Below are 24,032 nucleotides of genomic sequence, written 5' to 3'. Positions count from 1 at the left end.
TTATGCTGACGCCTTATCCAGCAACGACAGCGGATTATGCCGCTTTAACGGCAATTTGGCAACGTTCAGTTTTAGCAACGCATGATTTTTTGCAGGCGACTGACCGGCTTGCGATTCAACGAGCCTTACCACAATACTTTGCCCAAGTGACCTTGCTGAAGTGGCAAGTCGGGCCGACCATTGTGGGCCTCTCTGGCACCGATGATACTGAATTAGTCATGTTATTTTTAGATCCCGCTTATTTACGGCATGGCTATGGTCATCAAATTATTCAATGGTTGATTGAAACGGTAGGGGTGCAGACCGTGACCGTCAATGCGCAAAATACGGGGGCCTTGGCCTTTTATCAGCGCCAAGGATTCCAAATCGTGTCGCGAGCAGCCACTGATGGTGATGGTCGGCCGTATCCGGTGATCAATTTAGCATTACATTAGAAAAAGACTTATCTAGACTTTTTAAAGCCTGGATAAGTCTTTTTTAGTGTTCAGCCAACCAATCGCGATAGGCAGATGGTAAGAGGACAGCGGCCATCAGCATGTTGACTAAGTCGTCCAGACCTTGGTCACTAGCGGGATAAAGCCCATTTTGAATGCCAGCAGCGTAGTGGAATACTGGGCGTGTTAAGAAGAAACGGATCAAATTTAACTCAGTTGGTCGAATCAAGCCGGCATCGATCCCGGTTGTCAGTAGTGTTTGAATTTGCTGATTCTCTTGATCATCGCGTTTTAAGCTGAGTTTTTGTTTCACAGCGACGTCTTCCGTTAAAATTTGTACAGTGGTCACGACGGCTGGCTCGGCTAAGGCAAAGTGATATAACCCACGGATACTCATTGCTAAGCGGTCGAGTAGCGGGGCGTTAGCGTCAATTGCGGCCACGACGGCCACGCTTTCTTGATGGATCGTGGCTTGAAAGACGGCGTTTAATAAACTGTCTTTGTTTTTGAAATAAATATAGACATTCGATTGGGGAATCCCGGCTTGTTTGGCGACTTTGGTGGTCGAGAAGTTTGCTAAGCCCCCTTGAGCTAACAAGGTGATGGCGGCTTGAATTAGACGGTCGTATTTTTGGTCATCTTTTAATTTCATGATGGTTTGCTCCTATGTTGAGTTAAATTAAGTTTAACAGTTGACAAAATATAAGTCTATCTTTTATAATGGCTTTTGTATTAAAGATAGACTTATATTTTAAAAAAGAAGGCAATTTAACATGAAAATTATTTTAACGGGTTCATTAGGCCATATCAGTCAACCGGTCGCAACCGAATTGGTTCAACAAGGCCATGACGTCACAGTTATTAGTCATAACGCCAAGCGTGCTGACGCGATTAAAGCACTGGGTGCCACGCCCGCAATCGGGAGTATCGATGATGACGCCTTTTTGACGCGGACGTTTATGGGCGCGGATGCGGTTTACTTGATGATTACGGCCGCCAGTGAAGGCGATATCTTTGAAGCGGGGCGGCGACAAGCGACGATTTATGCCAATGCAGTGAAGGCAGCGGGGGTGCACCAAGTGGTGAACTTAAGTAGTGTGGGCGCTAATCTTGGCCCAGAAGTCGGCGCTTTGCATATTTACAATATTATCGAGGGCCTTTTAATGACCATGCTACCCGATGTGAATTTAACGTTTATTCGACCGACGAGCATGTTTTACAATTTGTTTGGCAGTATGGCCTCGATTCGCAAAGATCACGCGATTTACACGAATGGCAGTTTGACGAAGACGGGTTCTTGGGTGGCACCGATAGACATTGCCCCCATCGTGGTGCAAGCATTGACGAAGCCTGCTGCTGGTACGACGGTACAATATGTCGCGAGTGATGAGAAGACGTATCCAGAAATTGCGACGCTATTAGCCGATGCCTTGGCAATGCCAGATTTAAAGGTCATCGCATTAAGTGACGAAGATATGTTACAACGATTACTGGCGACCGGCGCGCCAAAGCAGTTTACTGAACAATATATTAAAATGACGGCCTATGAACGGGATCAAGATTTCTACGCCGACTACCGCGCCCATCAACCCGTATTGGGACCAACCAAGTTAGCAACATTTGCGCAAGAATTTGCCCGTGTTTATCGGCAAGCTGAATAGTTACGTTAAAAGACTGAGAAGTAATTCTTGGTCTTTTTTTACTTTTTAAAATAGCAACTTCTTTTTTTACGTAGACTTAGTAATGTAAAAGAAGAGGAGGAATATTTAATGCGTTATTTTATTGGGGTAATAGCACTGATTTTTGTTTTGTCACTGGTCATTGGAGGGATTGTAAAGAAAGTAAGACATCAACCGATTAAGCATGGCTGGCAACAGGTCGCAACGGTTGTATTTAGTTTGGTTGTAGTAATGTGGGGATTGGGAGATACCAGACTTACTTACGGTACAGTACCTATCACAGCAGAACAGAGAAGTGATATAAAAGAATTAACTAGTACCGAGAATAAAATCTATACGTTGATGGATTATCGACGGAAGGTTAGCCTAATAAAGGCCGGAACTGAAGAATTACGCCAACTAGACTTGAAGATTAACGGAAATACCAAAATAGAAAAAGCTTTAGTTGATAGTAATGTTGAAGCAATCAATTTACATGCATTTAGTCGAATGGGTAACCATAGTGCATTGATGGTAGCTGATGTTTTAGGTATCTTAAAAATCAATAGACGTGTGGCTAAAAAAATAAGCTCGGATTCAGAAAAAGCACAACTGATTTTTGACCAGTTACAAACTGATGCTGGTATGGATAAGTTTAAGATTAACTCTTTTGAGAAAAAATAAGGTCTCACTTTTTATTTAGTACAAGACCTACAAAACTAATCACTTATCGCTTTCGGCAAGCATATCAAGGGCCTTTCTATACTTTTTCATAGCGCGGTCCGTCATGGCTTTTAGCTCATCGTGAGAAATGCCAGGATTTGTTGCAATCGTTAGTGGGCATTTATCGAAATGGTAACTTTATCGTTCTCGTGTAAAGCTAGGGCAGTAACGAACTGTTTTGGAATTATGATGGCTAATGAGTCGTTTAACTGTGTTAAATGGCAGGTTACTGGTTTTTCAGTTGCTGATTTATGCATTGTGATACCTCCAGATTTTTTTATTAGCGTAATCCCATTTGACGATAAGTGTCCAATATAAACCTTTCATTCAATAGTTACGCTTTTTGTTAGTTATTATCTTTTAGATGCCATCGAAAAATAGCTCACTTTTCGATGGCTTTTTTGCGCGAAAAAAATGGTAGCCCGCATTCTTTGCGTAACTTAGAAATGATTAACAATGGGAGGGCGATTTATATGCGAGTGGTTATAGGACTTTTAATCATAGGAATACTGCTGATAGGCTATGGGTGGTTATTGGTAACGAGGCGACTATCACAACCGATGTTGTTGATTTTAGGCTTGGCAATTACAAGCTCATGGACTTTTGCGACAACTGAGGTTACTTATGCGGGGGTTGCGGTTACCCGGCCACAGTTGGTACAACTGAAACAACTAGTATCCGCCGAGGCAACTTGGTTAACCACACAATCAACAATGCAACGATCAGATCAATCACAAGCGATACATACGGCAGCCATGCGCTTAGTTAAACGTTCAAGTATGGTAATTGAACCAAGTTCAGATGATATTCAGACGATTTTACGTCATGATTATAAAAGTCTGATGACGGTTAATTGGCAAGCGGTGCGACAATTGACAAGGTCTGTTGGACAGCAAAGACAAATTGTTCGGCAATTGATGCATGATGCTGGGACAAGTTATGCTAAGGTGGCAAGCTAATGCAATTAAAAAACAGTAATCGAAAATGGCATGTGGTCCGACGATTCATCATTTTTGGCGGCTTATTGATATTAGGTCTGACAGTCGCCTTGTCATTAGCTTTAACCAGAACACAGCCGGTCTATGGTGGCGTCCCAATTACCGAGCCACAGTTGGCAACACTCAGAAAGGTGACGCAATCAGAAAAGCGGCTTAAGACACTGCTAGCAACCAATAAACCACTTAATATGATTGAGTTAGAAGCGGAAAACTTACGATTAATTGTGTTAAAAATTGATGGTTCCAAGCTAGAAAGTGAACTGTTAGATGGCAATATTCGAGGATTAGAATTCCGGGCGGCCACGCGACGGCGACCGGTGATGATGGTCGATACGTTAAGCCTTTTTAAAATCAATCGTCGGTTAGCTGAACAACTGGGACATGAGCCTAAACAAGTCCAAGCCGTTTTTAGTCAATTACAACTTGATGCCGGGTTGCCGGATTTAAAAGTCACAACCTTGCGTAAACCAGGCGTGAATTTTTAATTGAATATGAGGATAGTTACTCGTAAAGACCGGTTAAAACCAGTTTTTACGAGTTTTTTTTGCTAAAATAAAAATTTTTTTTAAAAAGTTTTGGCCTTTCACTAAAAACGACATGCTGTGTCGCGGTGTTTTGGTATGATAGCTCTATCAGATAGTTCGAATGCAAAAAAAGCCGGTATGATGGAGATTATCGGTATTGGTTGATTAAGTGAAATCAATTGGTCAATGGGCTATCAGACTTGAATAAAGGTTGGTGATGTTAATCACGACTAAATCTAGGATTCGACAAATCCGGTAGATGATTTAGCACTGGTTACGGGCGTATAAGACAGGCAATAGGAGTAGTTAAAAAGGACAGTAGTTTTAGAACTACGGTAATGGAGGAATTGGATATGAAAATCACAAAAGTTGTAAGCGCTGTTTTGGTTGCGACGACTTTAGGCGGTGCACTGGCAGTGGTGACGCCAAGCACCACTGCGCAAGCCAAGACAAAGATGTCGTTGAAGACCATTCCCAAGCAATTTCGTGGGACCTGGTATCACTATGAAAAGGCTGATGGGTATGATTATCAGAAGATTTCGGCGACAAAAATGAAGGATCATTTTGAGCGTAAGAATAGCACGCGGACGATGCATCAATTCGATTTAAATAAGGGGATTAAGAATACTAAAACAAATATAAAAAATCCCCATAAATGGATGTTTGCTTATAAGTCCGGCTCAAAATACATTATGGATAGCTGGGACGCTTATATTCTGCCATCGCAATATCGCAGTACGTATTCAATGACGACCCGCAACTATAAAGGCAAAAAAGTAAAAGTGATTAAAAATACGCCAACAAATTCTGGCACTTGGTATATTTACAGCCCATCAAAAGCGATGGCCAAACATTTGTGGAATTTAGATAATAAATAGCATTTGCAATTTTTAATTTGGAGGAAGTACAAATGAAGTTAGTGAAATTAATGAGTATCGCGCTAGTTGCAACAAGTTTGGGGAGTGTTGCGACGGTTGCCGCACCAACAATGAATGCGCAAGCCAAGACGAAGATGTCATTGAAGACGATTCCTAAGCAATTTCGTGGCACTTGGTATCATTATGAAAATAATGGATATAGCTATCAGAAGATCTCGGCTACGAAGTTAAAAACTAAATCTAAGTTTAGTGATGCGTCCCATTATAACCAAAGTTTGACAATTCATCAGTTTGATTTAAATAAAGGAATTAAGAATACTAAAACGAATGTAAACAATCCTCATAAATGGATGTTTGCTTATAAATCTGGCTCAAAATATATTATGGATAGCTGGGACGCTTATATTTACATGGAATCGAAATATCGTAGTACGTATTCAATGACGACCCGCAACTATAAAGGCAAAAAGGTAAAAGTGATTAAAAATACACCAACAAACTCTGGCACTTGGTATATTTACAGTCCATCAAAAGCGATGGCTAAGCATTTATGGAATTTAGATAATAAATAGCATTTGCAATTTTTAATTTGGAGGAAGTACAAATGAAGTTAGTAAAGTTAATGAGTATCGCGCTAGCTGCAACAAGTTTGGGGAGTGTTGCAACGGTTGCCGCGCCAACTATGAATGCGCAAGCAAAAGCCAAGATGACGTTGAAGACGATTCCTAAGCAATTTCGTGGCACTTGGTACCACTATGAAAAGAAGAGTGGGTATGACTATGTAAAGCTTTCAGCCACTAAGCGGACTGAAAGAATAACGATTATGGGTCTAACAAACAAGCGAACGGTTACGATGCATCAATTTGATTTGAATAAAGGCAATAAGATTGGAAAAAATCCTCACAAATGGATGTATGCCTATAAACAGGGCAAAGCCTATGTTATGTCTGAATGGGGGACCCATGCTAGTGATCGGGAAAACTATGTCACGACGACTCGTAAATATAAAGGGCAGACTGTCAAAGTCATTAAAGCAACCTATCCCATGATTAACAGTCAGGTGATTTATAGTCCATCGAAAGCGATGGCTAAACAATTATGGAACTTAGATAATAAATAAGTGAATTGTTATTTTGGAGGAATCAGCAATGAAACTAGTCAAATTAGTCAGTACTGTTATGGTTGCGACCACTTTAGGCGCAACCGCAACGGTGATCACACCTAAGATCGATATAACGGCGCAAGCTAAAACTAAGAAGAAAACAAAAAAAGCAAAATCAGAAAGAAAATATTATACCGCTAGTCAATGGGCCCAAGTGACTAGTTATCGTAAAAAAGCCAAGAAGATTGGCAATAGCACAAAGGGGATGTATGCTCAAAAGCCAATTCTCAAAAAGAAGTTCCGGGCGGGTAAGTTAAGTGCGGGTTATACGGCGCAGACCGTCAATTGGATTAACTTCTACCGGAGTATGTTTGGTCTGAAAGCTGTCACGGCTAACAGTTCTTGGAATACGTCTGCACAAATCGGGGCAGCCACGTTGGCTGCGGCTGATAAAGGCTTATCCCATGGCCTTGATGGGATTAAGCGGCCATCATTTGTATCTAAAGCCAACTGGAAACTGGGCGCCGATGCGACGAATGAAAGTAACTTGGCTGAAGGCGTGACATCACCATATGATGTTATTTCAGGTTATGTCAGTGATAATAATAACGCCACCGGCTCAAACGCTGGGCATCGGTTGTGGATACTTGGTGAGATTGATAAAGTCGGTGTTGGCCAAGCTGGTGCGTACAATGACTTGCGCGTATTTGATACTGATAACTATCAAAAGGGAACACCAATTAAAAAGTTAGCCTTTCCGCATGCTGGTTTAATGCCGTATAACGTTGCTGGCGATGGGGCGCCATGGACGATTTCTTTTGACGATGAATATACCGGTGACGGTAGCTTGCGGCCTAAAGCGTCAGTTTATGACAATACCGCTAAGAAAAAAGTGAAAGTGTCAAATGTGGATATCAGTTCTGATTCATATGGTTACTATGGTACGACCGTCACTTTCTTACCTAAACGGAGTCAAATTAAGGTTAACCACTCCTATACGATCAAAGTTTCAAATATCGAAGATCAAGCAGATGTTTCATACAAGACTAGACTATTTGATCTGAAAGTCGGGGGGAGCTTTTACTAATGCATAAATTGGTTAAACGATTTTTAATTATCATTGCTAGTGCAAGTGCTATCGGTTTGATGACGATAAATGCGCAACCCGCCCAAGCTAAAGTCACTCAGGTGAAGCGGACCGCTTATCACGCAAATCAAGGAAATATCTATACTTCTACCGCATTGAATCAAGTTCGTGCTAAGGCGAAGACGTATCAGAATACAACGTTATATGTAACGAAGCACGCGACGTTGAAGCAAAATGGTAAGAAAAAGGTCTTCTATTATATTGATAGTAAGAAAGTCCAAGGGTGGTTATGGCGTGGCTACTTAAAAGCGGGGAAAGCAACGCCATCTGTGGCTGCTATGAACCCAGCGATGGCTAAACAGTTTTTGGCACAAACGAATAAGTATCGCGCTGCTAAAGGCATGAAGCCAGTTATCCTAGACCCAGCCCGAATGGCATTGCTTAAGACATATAAAAAGTGGTTTAGTACGGCTACAAAGTACGGTGATGTTAATGATGACAGCTTTAATGTTGAAGCTGGAAAAGTTGGATTACCGACGGATGGTATGTCACAAGAATTTTCACAAATAAAAAGTAAGTATGATTTAAAGAATAGTAAACGCATGGGTCAGTACGCTATTGATACATTTATGATTATAGGAAATAATCAACCGGATTATAAGAGTTCTGGTGTTTTACAATCTGATGTGACTAAGATTGGTGTTGTTTGGTTTGAGATGAATGGAAAGGTTTTTACACTTTTGATTCATAATGATTTGTACGAGCAGCTATAGTTCTTATATCAAAGTAACTTACGGTATGCAATTAAATGAAGCACACATACTAATAATTAATAGGGGTTGTATTAGATGAAGAAAATTATGAAACGAGTATCACTAGGTCTAGTCACAATTGGGATGTTAATGGGCAGTTTGTCAGTAACACCATCAATGGCACAAGCAAGTAGTAATACAACTGTCGAGACGCATAAAATAACTGAAACTACCGGTGATGGTGAACATTACTTCACGGTAGATGGTAAATACTATACGCCAGAAGAATATGCTGCGTGGGAAGCTGCACAGACAGCAAGTAATAATACGTATGTCTATAATGTTAAAAAATTAACTGCTAAAAAGTCCAAATCTGGAAAATCAGTTAAGGTAACGGGTAAAGTGGTCGCTACAGCCGCTGATTCTGGTAATCTCCATAAGGCGACATATGTTCGAATCAAAACATATAAAGGTTATAAATATGCCAAGTTAACCAAATCCATGACGTTTAGTAAGACGATAGCAGCGCCAAAAGCTAAAACAGTGATGGTACGTCCTGGTTACTATAAGTCCACTAAGAAAAATGGCAAAACTGTAAAAGTGTTCCAAGTTTGGGGCGCTAATAAAAAAGTAACTGTTAAAGCTTACAAGTAAACGCATTAATAAAATGAGAAATAGGACCATAATTTAACCTTCCCGTAGCAAAAACGTTTAGCCTACCAAGCTAAACGTTTTTTATATTAATAGCGGTTTATCAAAACCATAAGCATATAACTTGAGTCACGCAACTAAATTAGCTATATTAAAACTAATCTCAAATACAGGAGGGTACTGCCAATGAAGAAAACAATCGTTAGTTTAGCAGTGGTCTTGGCGAGTCTCGGGGGTTATTGGTTATGGCGGAACAAGGAGCGGTTAGAAGCTGAAGCCCATCAACACGGTGTTGATGATCGATTAAAGGGCAAGGCGATGCAAGTTAAAGGTGCCGTTACAAACGATTCAAAAGATAAATTAAAAGGTGATTTCTTAGCTGGGCGCGGCGAATTTAAGGATTGGTTAGTAGCGGTCAAGTGTGATGCTAAAAAGTAAGCTTATATAATGAATAGTCGTAAAATCGTCAATGGTCGGGCCGGCTGTTGGCGATTTTTTGCGTCATGATCTAAAAAGACGACGTCCCGTTGATTGGGGACGCCGTCTGAACTAGTTTCTAATTAAGTTTTTGAAGTTAACAAACTAAGCTTAATGAATATAGACCGTCACTACGGTTACCAACCCAAAGACAATACCAGGTAGGTTGGAAATAATCACTGGCCAATCTTTATAAGTCTTGAACCAGCCGTAGCCCACCCACAAAGTCGCGTTAATCATCGCAACTAGTGGTTGGAGTGGGGAGACGGGGTTACCAGAAAAGTTGGAAATGATTTCTGGAATGTAGGACACGTACATCGAGATACACGTGATAGTTGCCAGTTTACTCAATAATTTTAGATATTTGACCCGTTTGGGATCAACGGCATTGTCGCCGGATGGATATTTACCGTTATCAACTTTGATAAAACATCAACTCCTTACCGTCCACCCTAACACGGTAAAAAGCCTAGTTTCAACCAAAATGACATCGAATCCGTTTTCAACCACAGCTTTCCAGTAGGGATGTACCACCAAAAAAGCACCCAGTCAGTCGACTAGGTGCTTCATTAGAAATCGTTATTCAGTTGCTTTAGGTTCTTCAGCCGCAAGCACGATCTTGCCATCTTCAACTTTGGCAACCATGTTCTTCACATCACCATGGTCTAAGTAGAAGTCAGCGATGCGGTCTTCAATCTGTTCTTGAATGACTCGCCGCAATGGCCGGGCCCCCATGAGTGGGTTGTAACCGAGATCGACTAACTTTTCTTCAACAGGTTCAGTAACGTGGACATGTAAGTCTTGGTTAGCTAACATGCCATTGACGTCATCGATCATCAAGTCAACGATCTTCATCAAGTTTGCCTTCGATAAAGCATTGAATTGAATAATGTCATCAAATCGGTTCAAGAATTCAGGCTTGAAGTAGTCACCCAAACGACTCGTAATATCATGCGTCTTGCCTTGAGCAGCGGCCCCAAAACCAACGTTGGCTTCAGCGTCACCGGTCCCGGCGTTTGATGTCATGATAATAATCGTATCTTTGAAGCTGACCGTCCGACCTTGTGAGTCAGTTAAACGACCATCATCTAGAATTTGCAAGAACATATGCATGACATCTGGATGGGCTTTTTCGATTTCATCCAACAGAATCAAGCTGTATGGATGACGCCGAACTTGTTCGGTCAACTGACCGGCTTCTTCGTAACCGACATAGCCAGGTGGTGACCCAATCAATTTCGCCACTGAATGTGGTTCCATGTATTCACTCATGTCAAAGCGAATCATCGCATCTTCAGAACCAAAGAGTTCCTTAGCTAATTGCTTAGCTAATTCAGTCTTCCCAACCCCGGTTGGACCGACGAACATGAATGACCCAATTGGCCGGCCAGTCCCATTCAACCCAATCCGGTTACGCCGAATCGCCCGTGAAACAGCCGCAACGGCTTTGTCTTGACCAATCACGTGTTGTTCAAGGTCACTGGCTAAAGTCTTCATTTGTGCTTGTTCCTTGGCTTGCAATTCGCCAACTGGGATACTGGTCTTTTCTTCGACGATTTGTTGCATATCTTCAACGGTAACCGTGGCAGTGTCTTCGCTAGCATCAGCCTTGTCATCTGGCTTGGCTTTTTCTAACTTCGCCACTTGGTCACGATAGTAAGCCGCTTTTTCGTAGTCTTCCTTCTTCAAAGCGTCTTGCTTTTGTTGTTCAGCAGCATCGATTTTTTCTTGGATCGTCTTTGGATCAATCGTCTTCAAGGTTAAGTTCTTACGCGACCCAGCTTCATCTAATAAGTCGATGGCCTTGTCAGGTAAGAACCGATCTTGAATGTAGCGGTTAGATAACTTAACCGCTGCGACGATCGCATCAGCATTGTATTTCACATGATGATAATCTTCGTACTTCTTTTGAATCCCTTGTAAAATCTTGATGGATTCTTCGACACTTGGTTCATCAACCGTGACTGGTTGGAACCGCCGGGCGAGGGCGGCATCTTTTTCGATGTCGCGATATTCGTTGAGCGTCGTTGCCCCAACTAATTGGAAGTCGCCACGTGCTAAGGCTGGTTTTAAGACATTCCCAGCATCCATACCACCTTCAGCATTACCGGCACCCATGATTTCATGGATTTCGTCAATGAAGAGGATGATATTTGGATTCGATTGCACTTCCTTCATTAATTGTTGCATCCGTTGTTCAAATTGGCCCCGAATCCCAGTGCCTTGGACGAGAGAAGCCACGTCCAAACGAATGATTTCTTTATTTAGTAGTTTTTGTGGGACTTGACCAGAAACGACTTTCTGGGCCAAACCTTCCACGACCGCCGTTTTACCAACACCGGCTTCACCAATTAAGACGGGATTATTCTTCGTCCGCCGGTTCAAAATCTCAATGACCCGGTTGATTTCGTTATCCCGACCAATGACGGGGTCAATCTTGCCTTGTTTGGCTTGATCCGTCAGGTTGTAGCCGTATTGTCCGAGTAGGCCACCACCGCGATTGCCGCGGTTACCGCCATTATTCGGACCAGCTGGTTGGGTCGGTGGGGTTTGTTGCTGTTGCCGGTAGGCGTCGTCAGGATTGACGCCGCCACCTTGCATGGCCCGGAAGATATCGTCAAGTCCACCAAAACCGAATGGATCTTGTGCCATATCAGTACCTCCAACTCCGTTATTTGGTTGCTGTTCCTGATTTTTCAGCAGTTGATAGCAATTCTGACAAAGATTGATTTGTCGCCGCTGACCGTTGACGTTCGTATATAAATGAATCGTCGCTTCGTTCTTATGGCAGTTGTCACAAAGCATATTGCTGTCACACCTTTCGTATCAGAAATATCACTAAATCGATTGAATTAATTTAGCGAAAGGTTCAAATGTCTTTGACCTTTGTTGACCTTTGACTATTAGTATAGCGATTTTTTAACCCGGTGCAAGTCATAAGCCTCGACGTGCAAAATGGTGATAACGAGCGGTTGGTACCGGCCTAAAAAATGGTGATTCAACATTAATTTAGTTATTTTCCGGTTTGATTAACGGTCAGTCACTACAGTTGTCATGCCAGCTAATCCGTTGTATATTTAACACCTGATTAGGACTGGTCAACTTAATTAACCGTCTGGTATTATTATAGTACAAACTGTTAGTTTTGCATGGTCAGGACCTGATGAAAACAACGGTTTCGACTGTTTATAAAAGGGGGCAACTGGTTGGCAACTGATTACACAGCTTTAATGGAAGCATTGCGCACGGGTGAACGCGAGACGTTTAGTGTCGACCCCAAGGATTTTATGGTGTTTCATGATGCTTATATGTCATACGAATATCGTAAACGAATCATTGGTATGGCCGACTTAGATGGGCACGTTGTTTACCATTTTGATAAGTATGGTAAGGCTACCAATTAATCCCAATTGAATGAATGAAAGGGCTTGTATTTCAATTGGATAATTGCTATCATCAATACTAAGGGCTCTTGAGCAATCGTGTTGGCGGCAACTCGCTTGACTCGGAACCAATTAATTTACATCTTTGAAGGAGATCGAATAGTTATGGAAAAGAAAGAATTTCACGTAATCGCAGACACAGGTATCCACGCACGTCCCGCTACTTTATTGGTACAATCAGCAAGTAAGTTCAACTCAGAAATTACGTTGCAATACCAAGACAAATCAGTAAACTTGAAGTCAATCATGGGTGTTATGTCACTCGGTGTTGGTAAAGATGCTGATGTTACCATTTCTGCTGAAGGTGCTGACGAAGCTGATGCTATCGCTGCTTTAGCTGAAACGATGAAGAAAGAAGGATTATCTGAATAATGGCTGAAAAGGTACTAAAAGGAATCGCTGCCAGTGATGGTATCGCGATTGCTAAGGCCTATATGCTAGTTGATCCAGATTTATCATTCGAAAAGACGACCGTTTCTGATGTCGATGCCGAAATCAAACGGTTGCATGACGCTTTTGACGCTTCTAAGTCGGAACTCCAAGTCATCAAAGACAAGGCCGTTGAAAACTTAGGTGCTGAAGAAGCCGAAGTTTTTGAAGCTCACATCACGATTTTATCTGACCCGGAAATGTTAGGGCAAATTGAAGGTAAGATTAAGGATGATAAAGTCAACGCAGAAGAAGCCTTGAAGGAAGTTACTGATACTTTCATCTCAATGTTCGAAGCAATGACCGATAACGCCTACATGCAAGAACGTGCTGGCGATATTCGCGACGTTACGAAGCGGGTTTTAAGTCACTTGTTAGGGGTAACCTTACCAAGTCCCGCTTTAATCGATTCTGAAGTTATCGTGGTAGCCCACGATTTGACCCCTAGTGATACGGCTCAACTTGACCGTAACTTCGTTAAAGGGTTCATCACCGATATCGGTGGACGGACGAGTCATTCAGCTATCATGTCACGGACCCTTGAAATCCCTGCTGTTGTTGGTTCTGAAACCGCAACGACGGATATCAAAGAAGGCACCACGGTTATCCTTGATGGGATCAACGGTGAAGCTTTAATCGATCCAACTGATGCTGAAATCAGTGACTACCAACAAAAAGCCAAAGATTTCGCCGCTCAAAAGGCCGAATGGGAAAAGCTTAAGAACGAAGCAACCGTTTCTAAAGACGGTAAGCACTTCGAATTAGCTTCAAACATTGGGACTCCTGACGATATGGATGGCGTTTTGGATGCTGGTTCTGAAGCCGTTGGGTTGTTCCGTTCAGAATTCTTGTACATGAACAGTGCAGAATTACCTGATGAAGACACCCAATTCGAAGCCTACAAAAAGGTTGTCGAAGGCATGAACGGCAAACCCGTGATTGTTCGGACCATGGATATCGGTGGGGACAAGCATTTACCATACTTGCCACTTCCTGATGAAATGAACCCATTCTTGGGTTACCGGGCTATCCGGATTTCTCTTGATCGCGACGATATCTTCCGGACCCAATTACGGGCCTTGTTACGGGCTTCCCACTATGGTCAATTACGGATTATGTTCCCAATGATTGCCACTTTGGATGAATTCCGCAAGGCTAAGGCCATCTTCGAAGAAGAAAAGGCCAAATTGGTTGCTGACGGTACGCCAGTTGCTGATGATATCAAGCTTGGGATCATGATCGAAATTCCAGCCGCAGCTATTTTAGCTGACCAATTTGCTAAGGAAGTTGACTTCTTTAGTATTGGGACGAACGACTTGATCCAATACTCATTCGCTGCCGATCGTGGTAACGAACACGTGTCATACTTGTATCAACCATACAACCCATCGTTGTTACGGTTAATCAAGCATGTTATCGACGCTGCCCATGCTAATGGCCGCATTGCGGGCATGTGTGGTGAAGTTGCCGGTGACCAAGTTGCGGTACCATTATTGATGGGCTTAGGCTTGGACGAATTCTCAATGAGCTCAACTTCAGTATTGAAGACCCGTTCATTGATGAAGACGATTGACACGACCGAAATGGCTAAGTTAGCTGACCGCGCCATTAACGAATGTGTTACTAATGAAGAAGTTAAAGAATTAGTTGAAAAGAACGTTTTCGGTAACTAATCGAAATCGTTTGTGAGACTAATCTTGATACAGCACTTAAAGCCGCCCAGGTTTTAGGTGCTGTTTTTTTTTTTCGGTTTCAAGGGCCGATTTTCAGGGAACTCTTAATTTATCTTAAGAATATTTGCAAGTCTGATATCGAACCAATATAATTGTTATAATTAATTATTGAGACTGGACGAAAGCGCTCAATTAACGAGGTTACTCTGTTAGTTGAAGCAACGGTGGTCATTAACGTTTTAGTGATGGCCGGAAATAAAGGGAGAATCTACGTGAATATCGGGATATTTACAGATACATACTATCCACAGGTGAGTGGGGTGGCAACGTCAATCAAGGTGCTGCGCAATCAACTCGAACGGGCTGGTCATCAGGTCTATATTTTCACGACCACGGATCCCCATGTCGACAAGAATATTTATGAACGGAATATTTTCCGTTTCACAAGTATTCCATTCGTGTCGTTTACTGATCGCCGCATTGCGGTGCGCGGCTTATTTAAAGCCTACCAGGTTGCCAAAGACTTAGGCCTAGATATCGTGCATACCCAAACGGAATTTTCGATGGGGATGATTGGTAAGTTTGTCGCCAAGCAATTGAAGATTCCTTGCATTCACACGTATCACACGATGTATGAAGATTATTTACACTACATCGCTAACGGTAAGCTACTCAAGCCGTATCATGTGAAGGAAGCGACGCGCGCCTATTGCTACCACTTAAACGGGGTCGTGGCACCTAGTCAACGGGTCTCACGGACCTTGAAGGGCTATGGGGTCAAAGCGCCGATTCGGATTATTCCAACTGGGATTGATATCAACCAATATGAACAAGAATCGACCGAAGATTACCGGCAAAAGTTGGGGTATGCACCTGATACCCCAGTCTTACTCTCGTTGAGTCGCTTGGCTTATGAAAAGAATATCCATGAAGTGATCGCGGCCCTACCTGCGATTTTGGCCAAAGTACCCAAGGCGCAATTATTAATTGTCGGGGATGGTCCTGCCAGAGAGACCTTGGAAAACCAAGTCAAAGACGCTGGTTTAACCGACCACGTACAATTTGCGGGGGAAATCGATAATGATGAAGTTTATAATTACTATCATTTAGCGGACCTATTTGTCTCCGCATCGAACTCCGAATCACAAGGATTGACTTATATTGAAGCGATGGCAGCGGGACTCAAGATGGTGATTGCCTCAAGTCCATATACGGATCAATTATTAGATGATCCATCACTTGGGACAACGTTTACGAGTGAAGAGGGGTTGGTCCATGATGCGGCCAGCTACTTGCAACACCCACATGCCTTTGATGATCCGAAACCGCGTCAAAAGAAACTTTACCAGATTTCAGCCGAGTACTTTGGCAAGCAAATCATTAATTACTATCAAGATGTGCAGTTGGCTTATTCTGAAACGAAGTCAGCAAACATCAGCAACTAAGGGGACGAACTATGCTAAACATTACCATGTTTTCGAAAGCTGACTCGGTCAAGGGTCAGGGTGTCGGTAGCGCTTATCAAGAATTAATGCGTTTGTTACAGACACATTGGCAAGATGAATTCAATATTAAGGTCAACCGTTATGGGCGCTCGAAGATTTCGCATTACCATACGGTTAATCCAATGTTTTATTTGTCGACGTTCATGCCGAATCGCGGTCGTAAGATTGGTTATGTGCATTTTTTGCCAGAGACTTTAGAAGGTAGCTTAAAGTTACCTAAACCATTTCAAGCGATTTTTAATCGTTATTTGATTTCCTTTTACAAGCGGATGGACCATATCGTGGTCGTTAACCCCACGTTTATTCCAAAGTTAGAGGCTTATCATATTAGCCGCGCGGATGTAACTTATATTCCGAACTTTGTCAGTAAACGTGAATTTTACGAAATGACGGCGTCTAAGCAAGCGCGCTTACGTCAGCAATATGGGTATGACCGCGATAAATTCATGATCTTAGGGACCGGGCAGATTCAAGACCGCAAAGGGGTGCCTGATTTTATTAAGCTGGCCAAACGCAATCCGGATATCCAGTTCGTCTGGGCGGGTGGTTTTTCGTTTGGGCGGATTACGGACGGTTATGAAGACCTCAAGAAAGTTGTTGATAATCCACCAGCAAACTTATCGTTTCCGGGGATTGTCGACCGCGAAGAATTAGTCGACTACTATAATATGGCGGACTTGTTCTTATTGCCATCGTATAACGAGCTTTTCCCGATGTCAGTCTTAGAAGCATTTAGTTGTGGTACACCAGTGTTGTTGCGGGATTTGGATTTATACCGGGCCATTATTGATGGCTACTATGAAGCGGCTAGTGATGTTGATGATATGCAACATAAGATTGACCAATTGCGGGATAATCCGGCTGGCATGCAGTTCTTGCATGATAAAGCGGTCTTAGCCTCCAAAGATTACTCGGAGGAACGCTTAGCCAAGATCTGGCATGATTTTTACTTGCAACAAGCAAAAGAGGGGTAGCCATGACGAGAAAAAACATATGGTCATTATTGATCATGGTGTTATTAGGGGTCGGCATTTCGTGGTATTCACTCCGGAATGTGAAGTTAAGTAACTTAATGTCTGATATCGCCACGTTAAACTGGTGGTGGCTATTAGTCGCACTCGGTTGTATTGCCTTGTACTTTGGCTTAGAAGCCGTCGTCGTCCAGAAGTTTGTCCGGCATCGCTACCGGCACTATTCATTTCGCAGTGCCTTACGCGTGCCACTAGCGGAACAATTATTTAATGGGATTACGCCATTTTCATCTGGGGGCCAACCAGCACAAATCTTTGTGATGGCGCAATCAGGTATCGATGCGGGACGTGCCAGTTCGGTCGCTTTGATGAAGTTCGTCGTCTTTCAAGCGATGGTCGTCTTGAACTTCTTATTTGCGATGTTAATTGGGTTTCATTACTTAGCGGAAAAGTTGAGTTATTTATCGTTGTACGTCTTTTTTGGCTTCTTGATTCATTTTGCCGTTATCGTCGGGTTGCTCCTGGTGATGTATTGGTATAATTTCACCAAAAAGGCCGTTAAAGTCGTCTTGATTCCAGTGAGTTGGTTCATGAAGGCTGAACGGTTTGCCCAGTTTGAAGCTAATATCAGTACTAAGATCGATTCGTTCTACGAAGAAAGCTTGCGGATGACGAAAGATTGGCGGATGCTGCTGGAAGTCTGTATCGTCACGTTTTTCCAGTTGTTGTTCTACTACTTGATTCCGTATTTTATTATGCGGGCAATGGGGTATACCGGCATCAATGTCATTATGGTCACTAGTCTGAACGTCTTGATTTTCTTAGTGACTTCATTGTTCCCGATTCCTGGGGGCGCTGGTGGGGCTGAGTTTGGCTTTACTGAGTTGTTTGCCAAGTTTATCCCGAGTCACAGTAAGTTGATCTTAGCGATGCTAATTTGGCGAATCTTGACGTATTATTTGGGGTTGTTCTTAGGAATGATCGCCATGGCGATGCGGCCGGAGAAAGCGGAAGAAATTCCGATTACCACGCCGGAATCGTCAGAAGATTAAATCAAATAACGAAGCGCTAGCAACTGGCCAGCGCTTTTTGTGGTTAAAGGAGTTTTTATGTTGAAGTTAATGCACACAAGGTTGGTTCGGGTAATGAGCTTACTAGCCGTGATGGTTGTTAGCTTAGGTGCCCTCAGCGTGACGGGACAAGCGAAGACCAGCAAGGCCAACCAAGTTAAAGCGGCTTATATTATTGATGCGAAGACTGGTCAAGCCGTCTATGCGCAAAATGCGGATAAAAAGCTCCCGATTGCGTCGTTGAGTAAGTTAATGACCTTATATCTAGTGGAAACGGCCATTAAGGAAGGTAAAATCAAATGGACTGATAATGTGCCGATAAAAAGCAATGTCCGCAAAATGGCGACGAGCAGTACGTTGTCGACCATGCCGATGGCCAAGAAGTATCAGTTTACGGTCCGGCAACTATTTGCCGCCACGCTAGTCGGGTCGTCTAATAGTAGTGCGATCGCGTTAGGCGAATATGTCGGTGGCAGTAATGCGAAATTTATTGCCATGATGAATGCCCAGGCTAAAAAATGGGATTTGGAAGCGAACTTTGTCAGCGCATCGGGCTTAGACAATACTGATTTAACGACCTATCAGTTGAATCTCAAAGGCACGAGCGATACGGCGCAAAACCTGGTATCGGCCAAGGCAATTACGATTGTGGCGCAACATTTAGTCAATGAATATCCAGATATCGTTAAAGTATCGAATCAGAGTGCGGTCAAGATTCATGGGTATCGGGTCCCAACCTCGGTGTTGATTTTAAAAGGCCAAAGTTATTATGATGCCCGTGTCAAGGTAGATGGCTTAAAGACCGGATATACGGACCAAGCTGGGGGCTGTTTAGTCGCGACTTTCCATCAAAATGGGCGGCGCATGATTGCCACGACGCTGGGGTCAAAATGGAAGTTTACGGCCAATAACAATTTGCGCTTGATGTTAAAACAACAAGAAGTTTATCATCAAGTTGCCCCAACGACCGTGAACTATCGGGTGCCAGGCACTAAGACGACGTTAAGCTTAGTGGCGGCTTCAACAACCAGTGCATGGGAAAATCAAAAGCAACCACTTCAGGCAACGCAACAATTAGCTGTGAGCTTGTTGAAAAATCGACCAAACTACTTGGCTGCACGGACCCCAGTCATGCGGTTACGTTTAACGGATCCGTTGTCCGGGACCACCACGACGATTCAATACGTGACCCCAACAGCGGTGACGATTGGTGGCCCGATGCAATGGGCGACAACGACGACAGTGAAACAACCATTGAATTTAAATTTAGCTTTTGCAAATTAAAAAGGCGTTATCACAACTGAGATTAGTTGTGGTAACGTCTTTTCGTTAGTGGTAATTAAGCTGTTTTGTTATCAGCGTTTTGAATATAAGCGGTTAAACGGTCCATTGCTTTTTCAAGCTTTTCCATGCTAGCAGCATAGCTCAAGCGCACGTAGCCTTCGCCTTGTTCACCAAAGCCAGTCCCTGGAATGATGGCGAGGTGATTCTTGCGAGCCAAGTCTTTACAAAAGGCCATTGAATCTTGTTCAAAGCCGGCTGGAATCTTAGCAAAGATGTAAAAGGCCCCGGTTGGTCGTGCAATCTTAAAGCCAAGGCCGTTCATCGTCTTATAAACGAAGTCGCGGCGCTTTTGATACTCTTCACGCATTGGAATGGCATCATCAATCCCGTTGTCTAAAGCTTCAATCCCGGCTTTTTGGGCCACGGTAGTTGCTGCAGTGACGTAATATTGGTGAACTTTCTTCATTTGCGCGGTCATTTCTTTAGAAGCAAATAAGAAGCCGATGCGCCAACCAGTCATGGCATGGGACTTCGATAAGCCATTGATTAAAATGGTTTCGTCCGGAATAAACTTCGCCATTGAGACGTGGGTGCTCCCGTAAGTTAATTCACTGTAGATTTCATCTGAAACGACCCAAAGGTTATGCTTCTTGAAGCAAGCAGCTAAGGCTTTGATTTCGTCTTCAACGTAAGTCACACCGGTTGGGTTATTCGGATAGTTCATAATAATCCCTTTGAAGTGTTCGTCTGGGTGAGCGGCAATAAAGTCATCAACCATTTGTGGCGTGATGACAAAGTCATTGACGCCAGTATCCATGAAGAGTGGGGTAGCGCGCGCTTCTTGAATGATTGGGATGTAGGCTGGGAAGATTGGCGATGGCACGATAATCGCGTCACCAGGATTGCAGATCGTGGTCAAGGCGGTCGCAATGGCTTCAGTTGCCCCGACGGTAACTAAGACTTGATCTTCAGCATCGTAGTGTAACCCGTATTTCTTTTCTTGGAACTTAGCAGCGGCTTGACGTAATTCAAGTAAGCCAGCCATCCCAGTATAGTGAGAGAAGTTATCGTCGATCGCTTTTTTAGCGGCGGCTTTAACGTGTTCTGGAGTATTGAAATCTGGTTCACCTAAAGTTAGTTTGACCATGTCAGGAATTGCACTGACTTCTTCATCAAATTGGCGGATCGTCGAAACTTGAATCTGGGCAATCGTATCATTAAGATCATCTCTAAATAACGTCATAGGAAGGGCTCCTTTGTATTTTTATAAGTTAGGTTAATTTTATCACATCTTGGTAGGGACAATTGGTCGGATTGGGTTATAATTAAAAAGGCGAATTTTGGTCTTAAAGTGAGCTTTATCGCTAAAAAGGGTGCTATGTAGCTCATTTTTTGCTAGAATGAAAACAAAACTTAAGGAGCGAGATTATTATAATGGAAAAATCTGAATTATCAGCAATTCTCAAACGATTAGAAGTAATGCGTAATACTGAAGCAACCGAAGTACAATCACGACGGTTCGAAAAGGAAGGCGTTGAACGCGGTCAAGTTGCCTATGACCCAGCAACGTCAACTTACACCTTACAAGAATTCAATCCGGACCAAACATTTGAATTCGATAACATCGACTTAGTTGCGATTGAACTATACGACTTGTTAACGGACAATTAGCATTTCCGCCAATTAGATATTTTATAGACTGATCCATATTATGCGTTGAATATTGAAGAATTGTTGAAGAAATCTTCAAGTAATTGCGAACGAGCACTCAACCGTTATAATATGGATTTGTTAATAGCAATGACGGAGGAATTATGATGCCCAAATTTATCAAAAACACGGTTGGTAAAGTCAATACAACCTTAGGCTTTTTCACGCTGACCGTGGTCTTATTTTGGCTAAAGACATATATCGCGTATAAGACAGAGTTTACGCTGGGGGTTAAAGGTGCCGTCCAGCAATTTATTTTGGTCTTAAATCCGTTCCCAACGGCGATTATCTTATTGGGAATCGCGTTATATTTCCGGGGCCGGTTAAAGTATTGGATGATGATGATCATCGATGCTTTACAAACCACCTGGCTATTTGCCAATATTTTGTACTACCGTGAATTCTCAGACTTTATGTCTGCCGGGGTCATTAAGAGTTCCGGGGCTGCTAGTAATAACCTAGGGACCAGCTTGGGTCAGATTATCCATGCGACCGACTTCTTAGTTTATGCGGACGTGGTTTTATTAATCTTGCTCCTAGTCTTTAAGGTTATTCGCATTGATCCGCGGCCGTTTAAGATTCGGTACGCGGCGACGTTGACCATGATTGGGGTCGCGTTGTTTGCTGTCGATTTGGGGATGTCTGAACATGATCGTTCACAATTACTGACCCGGACGTTTGATAATAACTATATTGTGAAGTATTTAGGGCTAAACACCTATGCTGGGTATAGTTTCTACCAGACTGAAAAGGAAAGTGCGACCCGAGCTAAAGCTAGCAGTAGTGATTTGAAGAGTGTCTTAGCTTATTTGAAGAAAAATAAGGCTGATACCAATATCAAGTATTATGGTAAGGCTAAAGGTAAAAACGTCTTTATCATTCACTTGGAAAGTTTCCAACAATTTTTAATTGATTATAAGGTCAATGGTAAGGAAGTTACGCCGAACTTAAACAAGTTCTATCATAATAAGAGCACGTTGAGTTTTGATAACTTCTATAACCAAGTGGCTCAAGGGAAGACTTCCGATGCTGAAATGATGCTTGAAAACTCCTTATTTGGGTTACCAACTGGTTCTGCGATGACCCAATATGGGACTTCGAACACGTTCCAAGCAGCACCAGCTATTTTGGCACAGAAACAAGGTTATACGAGTGCAGCGTTCCATGGGGACGTGGCTAGTTTCTGGAACCGGGACAATGCTTACAAGTCCTGGGGATATAATTACTTCTTCTATTCGTCATATTATAAGGAGAAGTCGAGTTACAACATTGGGTATGGGCTAAAGGATAAGATCTTCTTTAAGGATACGGTGAAGTATCTCGAACAGTTACCACAACCGTTCTATGCAAAGCTGATTACTTTGACCAACCATTATCCATATACGCTAGATAAACAAAACCAAAGTATTGCCAAAACAACGACTGGGGATTCAACTGTAGATGGGTACGTCCAAACAGCGCACTATTTGGATCAAGCTTTTGCCGAATTCGTAAGCTATTTGAAGAAGGCTGGTTTGTATAAGAATAGTATGATTGTCTTGTATGGGGACCACTATGGGATTTCGAATAATCACCGCGCAGCTATTGCACAGTTATTAGGGAAGAAGACCATCACGAGTTACGACTTGGCACAATTCCAAAAGGTTCCATTCATGATTCATATGAAGGGGCTTAAAGGCGGGATCAACCATACTTATGGTGGTGAAATCGACGTCTTACCAACCTTATTAGACTTGTTAGGGGTAAAGAACGACTATATTCAATTTGGGACCGATCTCTTGTCGAAACAACACAACCAGACCGTGGCCTTTAGAAATGGGAACTTCGTTTCACCGACCTATAGTAAGATTGGGAGTACAATTTATAACTCAAAGACGGGGGCTGAGATTAAGAATCCAACCGCTGCCCAGAAGAAGACTGTCAAGCAGATGCAAAATCATGTCACGACTGAACTTTCGCTGTCTGATCGGGTCATTGAAGGGGACTTACTCCGTTTCTATACACCGAAGGGCTTTAAGAAGGTCGATAAGTCTAAGTACAGTTATAAAGTATCGAAGACTTTGAAGTCGTTAAAAGAGATTCAAAAAGAGAATAAGACGAGTGTCTTGTCGAAACATAAGGGCAAGTCAACTGTTGATCTATATAAGACCGATGCACCAGAACTATCTAGCTCCAGCAGTAGTAGTTCTAGCAGCAGTTCGAAATAGGTTATATTAAGGAAGGATGTCGCATTAGCGGCATCCTTTTTTGGATGTTTTGGCAGTGAAATCGTCTTTTTGAAATTAATTCATAAAATCGCTTGACCTGCATACTAATCCTTGGTAAGATATTACTTGTCGCTGCGAGAGGTGCTGTTAAACAGCCAAACCGTAGCGGTTCAAGCGTTATTAATGAATGACATCAATTGCATAATTATTCAAATTCTTCTTAAAAAGAGTTGACAGTTTGAAATTGATTTGTTATTCTTATAAACGTTGTGTTGAACAAATCAACCACGTCACTTAATTAATTGATTTAAAAAAGTTGTTGACAGTTATCTGTCACAATGATAAACTGATTAAGTTGTGTTGAGGCAATCAACCAACGGATTTAGACCTTTGAAAACTGAACAAAGTTTCGACGAATCAAATGTGTAGGGTCTACTAATTTAATTAGTAGCAAAC

At 42.5% G+C, this 24,032-nt stretch carries 25 protein-coding genes; 21 read left to right on the top strand and 4 right to left on the bottom strand.

The window, feature by feature from the left end; translation table 11 throughout:
• Window positions 1-2: 2 nt before the first annotated feature.
• Window positions 3-434: a GNAT family N-acetyltransferase gene (locus FFM75_RS10710; protein ID WP_137629172.1), complete on the top strand. Its 432-nt coding sequence runs from the start codon at window positions 3-5 to the stop codon at window positions 432-434.
• 43 nt (window positions 435-477) lie between these two features.
• On the opposite strand, the gene FFM75_RS10705 is transcribed toward FFM75_RS10710, so the two are convergent.
• On the bottom strand, window positions 478-1,086 hold the full coding sequence (locus tag FFM75_RS10705) for a TetR/AcrR family transcriptional regulator (protein ID WP_137629171.1): 609 nt from the start codon (window positions 1,084-1,086) through the stop codon (window positions 478-480).
• A gap of 121 nt (window positions 1,087-1,207) precedes the next feature.
• Between FFM75_RS10705 and FFM75_RS10700 the strand changes: the two genes are divergently transcribed.
• From FFM75_RS10700 to FFM75_RS10650, 11 genes are all read left to right on the top strand, one after another.
• On the top strand, window positions 1,208-2,095 hold the full coding sequence (locus tag FFM75_RS10700) for an SDR family oxidoreductase (RefSeq protein ID WP_137629170.1): 888 nt from the start codon (window positions 1,208-1,210) through the stop codon (window positions 2,093-2,095).
• A gap of 108 nt (window positions 2,096-2,203) precedes the next feature.
• Window positions 2,204-2,776: a hypothetical protein gene (locus FFM75_RS10695; RefSeq protein ID WP_137629169.1), complete on the top strand. Its 573-nt coding sequence runs from the start codon at window positions 2,204-2,206 to the stop codon at window positions 2,774-2,776.
• A gap of 572 nt (window positions 2,777-3,348) precedes the next feature.
• Window positions 3,349-3,774, top strand: coding sequence for a hypothetical protein (locus tag FFM75_RS10690; protein ID WP_137629168.1), 426 nt, complete (start codon window positions 3,349-3,351; stop codon window positions 3,772-3,774).
• Window positions 3,774-4,298 (top strand): hypothetical protein, encoded by a 525-nt coding sequence (locus FFM75_RS10685; protein ID WP_137629167.1) that lies wholly within the window; start codon window positions 3,774-3,776, stop codon window positions 4,296-4,298. Before FFM75_RS10690 ends, FFM75_RS10685 begins: the two co-directional genes overlap by 1 nt.
• Window positions 4,299-4,690: 392 nt before the next feature.
• A complete protein-coding gene (locus tag FFM75_RS10680) occupies window positions 4,691-5,215 on the top strand; it encodes a hypothetical protein (protein WP_137629166.1) in 525 nt (174 codons plus the stop codon).
• A 32-nt stretch (window positions 5,216-5,247) separates the two neighbouring features.
• Complete coding sequence (locus FFM75_RS10675) at window positions 5,248-5,787, top strand: hypothetical protein (protein ID WP_137629165.1); 540 nt, start codon at window positions 5,248-5,250, stop codon at window positions 5,785-5,787.
• A 32-nt stretch (window positions 5,788-5,819) separates the two neighbouring features.
• Entirely contained in the window at window positions 5,820-6,335 is a 516-nt protein-coding gene (locus tag FFM75_RS10670) for a hypothetical protein (RefSeq protein WP_137629164.1), read from the top strand.
• 28 nt (window positions 6,336-6,363) lie between these two features.
• The gene (locus tag FFM75_RS10665; protein WP_137629163.1) at window positions 6,364-7,404 is read left to right on the top strand and encodes a CAP domain-containing protein; all 1,041 of its coding nucleotides are present in this window, start codon (window positions 6,364-6,366) and stop codon (window positions 7,402-7,404) included.
• Entirely contained in the window at window positions 7,404-8,177 is a 774-nt protein-coding gene (locus tag FFM75_RS10660) for a spore germination YkwD domain-containing protein (protein ID WP_137629162.1), read from the top strand. Before FFM75_RS10665 ends, FFM75_RS10660 begins: the two co-directional genes overlap by 1 nt.
• Before the next feature lie 75 nt (window positions 8,178-8,252).
• Complete coding sequence (locus FFM75_RS10655) at window positions 8,253-8,810, top strand: hypothetical protein (RefSeq protein ID WP_137629161.1); 558 nt, start codon at window positions 8,253-8,255, stop codon at window positions 8,808-8,810.
• Window positions 8,811-8,993: 183 nt separating this feature from the next.
• Window positions 8,994-9,245, top strand: coding sequence for a hypothetical protein (locus FFM75_RS10650; protein ID WP_137629160.1), 252 nt, complete (start codon window positions 8,994-8,996; stop codon window positions 9,243-9,245).
• Window positions 9,246-9,395: 150 nt separating this feature from the next.
• On the opposite strand, the gene FFM75_RS10645 is transcribed toward FFM75_RS10650, so the two are convergent.
• Both FFM75_RS10645 and FFM75_RS10640 read right to left on the bottom strand, forming a co-directional pair.
• Window positions 9,396-9,710, bottom strand: coding sequence for a SemiSWEET family transporter (locus tag FFM75_RS10645; RefSeq protein WP_137629159.1), 315 nt, complete (start codon window positions 9,708-9,710; stop codon window positions 9,396-9,398).
• Between the two features lie 153 nt (window positions 9,711-9,863).
• Window positions 9,864-12,089, bottom strand: a complete 2,226-nt coding sequence (locus tag FFM75_RS10640; protein ID WP_137629158.1) for an ATP-dependent Clp protease ATP-binding subunit — start codon at window positions 12,087-12,089, stop codon at window positions 9,864-9,866.
• 401 nt (window positions 12,090-12,490) lie between these two features.
• Here FFM75_RS10640 and FFM75_RS10635 point away from each other — a divergent pair, with 401 nt between their 5' ends.
• The 7 genes from FFM75_RS10635 (at window position 12,491) to FFM75_RS10605 (ending at window position 19,659) form a co-directional block, all read left to right on the top strand.
• A complete protein-coding gene (locus FFM75_RS10635; protein ID WP_137629157.1) occupies window positions 12,491-12,688 on the top strand; it encodes a hypothetical protein in 198 nt (65 codons plus the stop codon).
• 144 nt (window positions 12,689-12,832) lie between these two features.
• Window positions 12,833-13,099, top strand: a complete 267-nt coding sequence (locus FFM75_RS10630; protein ID WP_057705283.1) for a phosphocarrier protein HPr — start codon at window positions 12,833-12,835, stop codon at window positions 13,097-13,099.
• Entirely contained in the window at window positions 13,099-14,829 is a 1,731-nt protein-coding gene (gene ptsP / locus FFM75_RS10625; protein ID WP_137629156.1) for a phosphoenolpyruvate--protein phosphotransferase, read from the top strand. Before FFM75_RS10630 ends, ptsP begins: the two co-directional genes overlap by 1 nt.
• 272 nt (window positions 14,830-15,101) lie before the next feature.
• Window positions 15,102-16,274 carry a glycosyltransferase family 4 protein gene (locus FFM75_RS10620; protein ID WP_137629155.1) on the top strand — a complete coding sequence of 391 codons (1,173 nt, stop codon included), beginning with the start codon at window positions 15,102-15,104 and terminating at the stop codon, window positions 16,272-16,274.
• A gap of 11 nt (window positions 16,275-16,285) precedes the next feature.
• Entirely contained in the window at window positions 16,286-17,308 is a 1,023-nt protein-coding gene (locus tag FFM75_RS10615; RefSeq protein WP_137629154.1) for a glycosyltransferase family 4 protein, read from the top strand.
• Between the two features lie 2 nt (window positions 17,309-17,310).
• Complete coding sequence (locus FFM75_RS10610) at window positions 17,311-18,357, top strand: lysylphosphatidylglycerol synthase transmembrane domain-containing protein (RefSeq protein ID WP_137629153.1); 1,047 nt, start codon at window positions 17,311-17,313, stop codon at window positions 18,355-18,357.
• A 93-nt stretch (window positions 18,358-18,450) separates the two neighbouring features.
• On the top strand, window positions 18,451-19,659 hold the full coding sequence (locus tag FFM75_RS10605) for a D-alanyl-D-alanine carboxypeptidase family protein (protein WP_223876668.1): 1,209 nt from the start codon (window positions 18,451-18,453) through the stop codon (window positions 19,657-19,659).
• Window positions 19,660-19,714: 55 nt separating this feature from the next.
• Here the strand turns inward: FFM75_RS10605 and FFM75_RS10600 are convergent, their stop codons facing one another.
• Window positions 19,715-20,902: a pyridoxal phosphate-dependent aminotransferase gene (locus tag FFM75_RS10600; protein ID WP_137629151.1), complete on the bottom strand. Its 1,188-nt coding sequence runs from the start codon at window positions 20,900-20,902 to the stop codon at window positions 19,715-19,717.
• Between the two features lie 191 nt (window positions 20,903-21,093).
• On the opposite strand from FFM75_RS10600, the gene FFM75_RS10595 reads away from it, so the two are divergent.
• Entirely contained in the window at window positions 21,094-21,330 is a 237-nt protein-coding gene (locus FFM75_RS10595; RefSeq protein WP_137629150.1) for a YkuJ family protein, read from the top strand.
• Between the two features lie 146 nt (window positions 21,331-21,476).
• Window positions 21,477-23,576: an LTA synthase family protein gene (locus FFM75_RS10590; protein ID WP_137629221.1), complete on the top strand. Its 2,100-nt coding sequence runs from the start codon at window positions 21,477-21,479 to the stop codon at window positions 23,574-23,576.
• Window positions 23,577-24,032: the final 456 nt, after the last annotated feature.

The organism is Lactiplantibacillus daowaiensis, from assembly GCF_005405085.1.
Lineage (GTDB): Bacteria > Bacillota > Bacilli > Lactobacillales > Lactobacillaceae > Lactiplantibacillus > Lactiplantibacillus daowaiensis.
Note: the sequence above shows the minus strand (reverse complement) of the source record. Positions and strands in the feature narration are given on the sequence as shown.

What these genes read in the sequence shown, in the direction of transcription:
- FFM75_RS10705 (WP_137629171.1), bottom strand. Translation starts at nt 1,086, where the DNA reads ATGAAATTAAAAGATGACCAAAAATACGACCGTCTAATTCAAGCCGCC.
- FFM75_RS10685 (WP_137629167.1), top strand. Translation starts at nt 3,774, where the DNA reads ATGCAATTAAAAAACAGTAATCGAAAATGGCATGTGGTCCGACGATTC.
- ptsP (WP_137629156.1), top strand. Translation starts at nt 13,099, where the DNA reads ATGGCTGAAAAGGTACTAAAAGGAATCGCTGCCAGTGATGGTATCGCG.
- FFM75_RS10630 (WP_057705283.1), top strand. Translation starts at nt 12,833, where the DNA reads ATGGAAAAGAAAGAATTTCACGTAATCGCAGACACAGGTATCCACGCA.
- FFM75_RS10590 (WP_137629221.1), top strand. Translation starts at nt 21,477, where the DNA reads ATGCCCAAATTTATCAAAAACACGGTTGGTAAAGTCAATACAACCTTA.
- FFM75_RS10700 (WP_137629170.1), top strand. Translation starts at nt 1,208, where the DNA reads ATGAAAATTATTTTAACGGGTTCATTAGGCCATATCAGTCAACCGGTC.
- FFM75_RS10655 (WP_137629161.1), top strand. Translation starts at nt 8,253, where the DNA reads ATGAAGAAAATTATGAAACGAGTATCACTAGGTCTAGTCACAATTGGG.
- FFM75_RS10615 (WP_137629154.1), top strand. Translation starts at nt 16,286, where the DNA reads ATGCTAAACATTACCATGTTTTCGAAAGCTGACTCGGTCAAGGGTCAG.
- FFM75_RS10660 (WP_137629162.1), top strand. Translation starts at nt 7,404, where the DNA reads ATGCATAAATTGGTTAAACGATTTTTAATTATCATTGCTAGTGCAAGT.
- FFM75_RS10600 (WP_137629151.1), bottom strand. Translation starts at nt 20,902, where the DNA reads ATGACGTTATTTAGAGATGATCTTAATGATACGATTGCCCAGATTCAA.
- FFM75_RS10670 (WP_137629164.1), top strand. Translation starts at nt 5,820, where the DNA reads ATGAAGTTAGTAAAGTTAATGAGTATCGCGCTAGCTGCAACAAGTTTG.
- FFM75_RS10595 (WP_137629150.1), top strand. Translation starts at nt 21,094, where the DNA reads ATGGAAAAATCTGAATTATCAGCAATTCTCAAACGATTAGAAGTAATG.
- FFM75_RS10680 (WP_137629166.1), top strand. Translation starts at nt 4,691, where the DNA reads ATGAAAATCACAAAAGTTGTAAGCGCTGTTTTGGTTGCGACGACTTTA.
- FFM75_RS10650 (WP_137629160.1), top strand. Translation starts at nt 8,994, where the DNA reads ATGAAGAAAACAATCGTTAGTTTAGCAGTGGTCTTGGCGAGTCTCGGG.
- FFM75_RS10665 (WP_137629163.1), top strand. Translation starts at nt 6,364, where the DNA reads ATGAAACTAGTCAAATTAGTCAGTACTGTTATGGTTGCGACCACTTTA.
- FFM75_RS10610 (WP_137629153.1), top strand. Translation starts at nt 17,311, where the DNA reads ATGACGAGAAAAAACATATGGTCATTATTGATCATGGTGTTATTAGGG.
- FFM75_RS10695 (WP_137629169.1), top strand. Translation starts at nt 2,204, where the DNA reads ATGCGTTATTTTATTGGGGTAATAGCACTGATTTTTGTTTTGTCACTG.
- FFM75_RS10710 (WP_137629172.1), top strand. Translation starts at nt 3, where the DNA reads ATGCTGACGCCTTATCCAGCAACGACAGCGGATTATGCCGCTTTAACG.
- FFM75_RS10675 (WP_137629165.1), top strand. Translation starts at nt 5,248, where the DNA reads ATGAAGTTAGTGAAATTAATGAGTATCGCGCTAGTTGCAACAAGTTTG.
- FFM75_RS10640 (WP_137629158.1), bottom strand. Translation starts at nt 12,089, where the DNA reads ATGCTTTGTGACAACTGCCATAAGAACGAAGCGACGATTCATTTATAT.
- FFM75_RS10605 (WP_223876668.1), top strand. Translation starts at nt 18,451, where the DNA reads ATGAGCTTACTAGCCGTGATGGTTGTTAGCTTAGGTGCCCTCAGCGTG.